This window comes from Flavobacterium sp. UBA4854 (assembly GCF_002399805.1).
GTDB classification, from domain to species: domain Bacteria; phylum Bacteroidota; class Bacteroidia; order Flavobacteriales; family Flavobacteriaceae; genus Flavobacterium; species Flavobacterium ginsengisoli.
Genome location: NZ_DHEI01000087.1, coordinates 886 through 5613, shown reverse-complemented (window position 1 = coordinate 5613; position 4728 = coordinate 886). Strand labels below are relative to the sequence as shown.

At 33.0% G+C, this 4728-nt stretch carries 5 protein-coding genes and 1 pseudogene; 2 read left to right on the top strand and 4 right to left on the bottom strand.

Annotated elements, in window-relative coordinates; all coding sequences use genetic code 11:
• The 4 genes and pseudogenes from B3J44_RS12715 to B3J44_RS12700 all read right to left on the bottom strand — a co-directional run.
• A pseudogene (locus B3J44_RS12715) lies at positions 1 to 497 on the bottom strand (potassium-transporting ATPase subunit KdpA); the annotation flags it as partial.
• A gap of 82 nt (positions 498 to 579) precedes the next feature.
• Positions 580 to 657 (bottom strand): K(+)-transporting ATPase subunit F, encoded by a 78-nt coding sequence (gene kdpF / locus B3J44_RS12710; protein ID WP_073489533.1) that lies wholly within the window; start codon positions 655 to 657, stop codon positions 580 to 582.
• 185 nt (positions 658 to 842) lie between these two features.
• Positions 843 to 1124: a DUF7674 family protein gene (locus B3J44_RS12705; protein WP_286968746.1), complete on the bottom strand. Its 282-nt coding sequence runs from the start codon at positions 1122 to 1124 to the stop codon at positions 843 to 845.
• 267 nt (positions 1125 to 1391) lie between these two features.
• The gene (locus B3J44_RS12700) at positions 1392 to 2747 is read right to left on the bottom strand and encodes a sigma-54-dependent transcriptional regulator (RefSeq protein ID WP_286968745.1); all 1356 of its coding nucleotides are present in this window, start codon (positions 2745 to 2747) and stop codon (positions 1392 to 1394) included.
• Positions 2748 to 2914: 167 nt separating this feature from the next.
• Here B3J44_RS12700 and B3J44_RS12695 point away from each other — a divergent pair, with 167 nt between their 5' ends.
• Both B3J44_RS12695 and B3J44_RS12690 read left to right on the top strand, forming a co-directional pair.
• On the top strand, positions 2915 to 4129 hold the full coding sequence (locus B3J44_RS12695) for a polysaccharide deacetylase family protein (protein WP_286968742.1): 1215 nt from the start codon (positions 2915 to 2917) through the stop codon (positions 4127 to 4129).
• Positions 4130 to 4222: 93 nt separating this feature from the next.
• Positions 4223 to 4728 (top strand): MsnO8 family LLM class oxidoreductase (locus B3J44_RS12690; protein WP_286968741.1); only part of this gene is annotated, 506 nt, incomplete at its 3' end.

Here is a 4728-nt window from a genome sequence, read left to right as displayed (position 1 = left end):
CCCAGTTTGTCTGTTGTTCTTTCGCGCATAGCGGTAAAAACCATTACAGCAGCAGCAATTCCAACACCAGCCGAAACAAATTGTAAAAACATCAAGATCATCTGCGACAAATAAGAAACACCGCTTTCACCAGAATAATGCTGTAAGTTGCAGTTTACAACAAATGAAATGGCGGTATTAAATGCCAAATCTGGTGACATTGATGGATTATTATCTGGATTTAGTGGTAAAGAACCCTGAAAAAGAAGGACAAAAAAGCAGAGAAAGAACCAAACCATATTGATACTTAAAAGTGCTTTTAGATGCTGTTTCCAGTTCATTTCTTCAGCTGGATTGATACCGCTGATTTTAAAAATAAATTTTTCAAGCGGATTGAAAATCGGGTCAAGAAGTGTTTTATTTCCTAAAAATACTTTAGCAATATATTTTCCGAAGGGAATCGCTAAAACAATAGTGAGGAGAAAAATACCTATGACACCTAGTAATTCTGTATTCATAATTTTTATTTTTTGTGAAATGCAAATCGTAAAATGTAAAAAGAGAAACTTCTAACTTTTTACATTTCACTTTTTACATGATTTAAAATTTTTCAGGTTTAATTAATACATAAACCAAATACACGAAAACGGCAATTGAAACAATAAAGAGTGCAGTCATGATTTAGATTTTTTCAAAGAATTCAACAGAGAGAAAACAAATGGCGAACAGTAAAACGGCTAGCCCGAGTAAAAGAAAAGTGATCATATTTATTTTTAGAATTTAGATTTGTATTAGGTGAGAGGTAAAATGTAATTTGTAAAAGTGAATGCGAGCATTTTACATTTCACAAATTACATTTCACGTTAGACCCCAGAAGTATTAACTTGTTTGATATATTCTGCTTTAAGCGTGTGCGGGAAAAGATGCGAAATATTGCAGTGGCGCATTTCCATAAAAGACGAAACCGAAAATACATACACGTTTGAAATAGCATTTTTAGTTTCAATGCTTCCGGTAATAAATAACCGTTCAGCAAGTGCTAAACATTTTTTAGCCCGAACGATATTACCGCTGATAATATTTTTTTTGGTTATCTCAGCAAAGCGTTCCGCTTGTTTGTAAATAGAATTAACTTGATTTTTCATGAGAAGGAATTTTTATGTTCTTCCTTTTTATGCCAAAATATATTCCGAAAATGTAGAGTAGAATGTAAGGTGTTGTAAAATAAGAGGTTGTTGTTTTGTGCCAAAAATAAGGCATAAAAAAAGCCTATCATTTTGATAAGCTTTTCTCGTTTTGATATGTTTCTATAAATATTTCGCTCCTCTGGAGTTTTTCAAATAAAATTAAATATTGATTTTTGAAATTTGATATTGCCATCGGAATTTCAGATTATCATTGGAATTTGGATTTTAATTTTTGGAATTTTCTATCCCATATTCTTCAATCTTTCTATACAAAGTAGCAATCCCAATTTCCAACAATCTAGCTGTTTCAGCTTTATTTCCTTTAGTATAATTCAAAACCTTCTGAATATGTAGTTTTTCAATACTTTGCATCGAAAAAGCTGACATAGATTTAGAATTTTTCTCCGTTTGATGCTGCATTTCATAAGGAAGAACATCAGAAGTCAAGGTATCGCCGTTACTCAAAATAACCGATCGTTCAATAACATTTTTGAGTTCGCGGATATTTCCGGGCCAAGAATAATTTTCTAATTTTTCCAGAAAATCAGCTGAGGTTTGTAACGTCTTTTTATTCGTTTTTTCAGAAAACTGTTTCACATAAAAATTCGCTAATAACGGAATATCTTTTGCTCTTTCACGAAGCGAAGGTAATTTGATTTCAAAAATATTCAAACGAAAATACAAATCAGAACGGAAGCGATGCGCTTCACTTTCTTCCTTTAAATCTCTGTTTGTTGCGGCAATTAATCTAAAATTCGATTTTTTAGAAGTTGTATCACCAACAGGAATATATTCGCTGGTTTCTAAAACACGCAATAGTTTAGCTTGAAGATCAATTGGCATTTCACCAATTTCATCTAGGAATAAAGTTCCGCCATTTGCTTCTTCAATAAAACCTTTTTTATCTTTTAAAGCTCCTGTAAATGCACCTTGTTTATGGCCGAAAAGTTCGCTTTCTAAGATTTCTTTGCTAAAAGTACTGCAGTTCAAAGCTACAAAAGACTTTCCTGCACGATTGCTGTTTTCATGAATTGCTTGCGCAAAAACCTCTTTTCCAGTTCCTGTTTCACCAGTTAATAAAACTGTCGAATCGGTTTTGGCTACTTTTTGAGCCAAATCAATCACCTGTTCAATTCCTTTTGATTTTCCGATTATCGTATTAAAAGAATATTTATCGCCTATGCGTTTTTCAAGCTGTTTTACTTTTTTCTGCAAATGCACTTTTTCGACTGCTTTATAAAGAAGCGGAATGATCTTGTCGTTATCATCACCTTTTACGATATAATCGAAAGCGCCGTTTTTCATCGCTTGAACGCCATCGGGAATATTTCCGAAAGCGGTTAAAAGAATAACTTCTGTTAAAGGAAAACTATTTTTTATATCTTGAACAAAATCAACGCCGTTTCCATCGGGAAGTTTTACATCACACAAAACAACATCAATATCGGTTTGCTCTAGTTTTTTAAAGCCAGATTTTAAATCTTTCGCTTCAAAAACTTCAAATCCTTCCGATTTAATAATACGAACCAGCAGACTTCTCAGTTTTTCCTCGTCGTCTATAATTAAAATTTTGTGTGTCATTTGCAGGGATGCTAAATCAAATTTTGGTATTTGATCTACAAATTTAGGTTTTAAATTTGTTCGCTTTTTTGAATCGACAGAAATTATTTTAGTACTAGAATCAGTTTTAAAATATTTTTTTGAAAAAGAAATGTAATTTTAATTCGAAAATGAACCACTAAAATTTTATGTCAAAACAAATTCTTCTAATAGTAACTGCTTTATTTTTCAGCAATTTCAATTGTTATTCAAACGAAATTATCGAAAAGGATTCTTCAAAACCGAAAACCATTTCATTCAAAATAAAACTAAAATCGGCCGATAAAGTAAAAATTGCTGTTGCTCCTTTAAAATACAACAAACATTTAGCCTATAGTTTTACGCTCGACGATGGTTATAGATCTGCTTACTTAACAGCTTTTCCATTATTGAATGGAGGAAAGATCAGCAATTCATCAATTAACGAATGGAAAATTGATCAAGGTGGAGACGGAACAACTTCAGAAGGACTTTTCTATTCTGATGGAATGGGAAATAAAATTCCGTTTAAATTGGCTTTAGCAATTAATGGAGGTTCAATTCGTGACTTGCCCGAAAATCGCGGACATCTTTCATGGGCTGAGGTAAAAGAAATGTACAATGCAGGTTGGGATATTTTGAATCACGGTTTTCATCATGCCACAAAACACGGAACGAATTATTTGACAGAAGTGACCGAAAATAAAACTTCAATAAAGCAAAATCTGGATTTTACAATGTCTCATTTTGTAGTTCCTGGCGGAGAAGGCGATGAGAAATATTATTTAGAATATGAAAAAGAGGCACTTAATAACGGACATTTTTCTGTAGCATCTTATTATGGTGTCGGCCCAGTTTTTAAAGTTGACTCAAAAGTAAATTTAGATAAAATGATTTCTGCTAGAACTTTTGTGCAGAGTTCAAAAGATACGATCACATTTAAAACTATGGATCGTTATTTAAAAACGTTAGATTCGATTACGAAACAGCCCAATACCATTTGGTTTAATGAATTCACACACGGAACAGGAAATACAAATTTGTGGAATCTAAGCATACGTTTTCCTGAATTCAAATATTATATGACTACGCTTGCTAACAAATATGGTTTAAAAGGAAATGACTCAATCTGGATGGCGCCGTGGCAGGAAGTTTACGAATACATTTGGTTAAGAGATAGAATAAAAGTCGATTTTCAGAAGAAAAATAAAGAAGTGATGGTTACAATTCAGCTTCCTGAAATTCCAGAAACTTTCAGAAATCGTGAAATTTCATTGAATGTAGAAACTGCATCAAAATTTGAGGTCGAGCCAAATAAAGATTTAAGAATAAAAGACGATGGAAAAACAACTCACAAGCAGATTTTTATTCAGTTGGAGAAATAATATTTGTAGCTACAAATATTATAATTCTATTAACATTAGAAAACAAAGGCATTCGTATAAATGACTTAATTTTGCATTTTAGCCTTAATTAATATGAAAAACCCAATTTCAGTCTCAATATTAGAGCTTGCAATTATCACTCAAGATAGTAACGCAACAGAAACATTTCAAAAAACAAAAGACATTGCGCAATTAGCCGATAAAATTGGATACAAAAGAATCTGGTTGGCAGAGCACCATAATATGGCACACGTTGCAAGTACAGCAACGGTTGTTTTAATTGGTTATGTGGCAAGTCAAACTGAAAAGATCCGTGTAGGCTCTGGAGGAATCATGCTTCCAAATCATTCTCCTTTAGTAGTTGCAGAACAATTCGGAACTCTAGAAACGCTTTATCCAAATAGAATCGATTTAGGTTTAGGAAGAGCTCCTGGAACAGATCAACCAACTGCCGAAGCAATTCGAAAAGACTTTTTTGAGCAAGCACAGCGATTCCCGCAAAATGTGAGCAAACTTCAGGAATATTTTTCAGCAGAAAATGCAACAGGAAAAGTTCGTGCATTTCCTGCAGAAGGTCTTAATGTGCCAATCTGGATTTT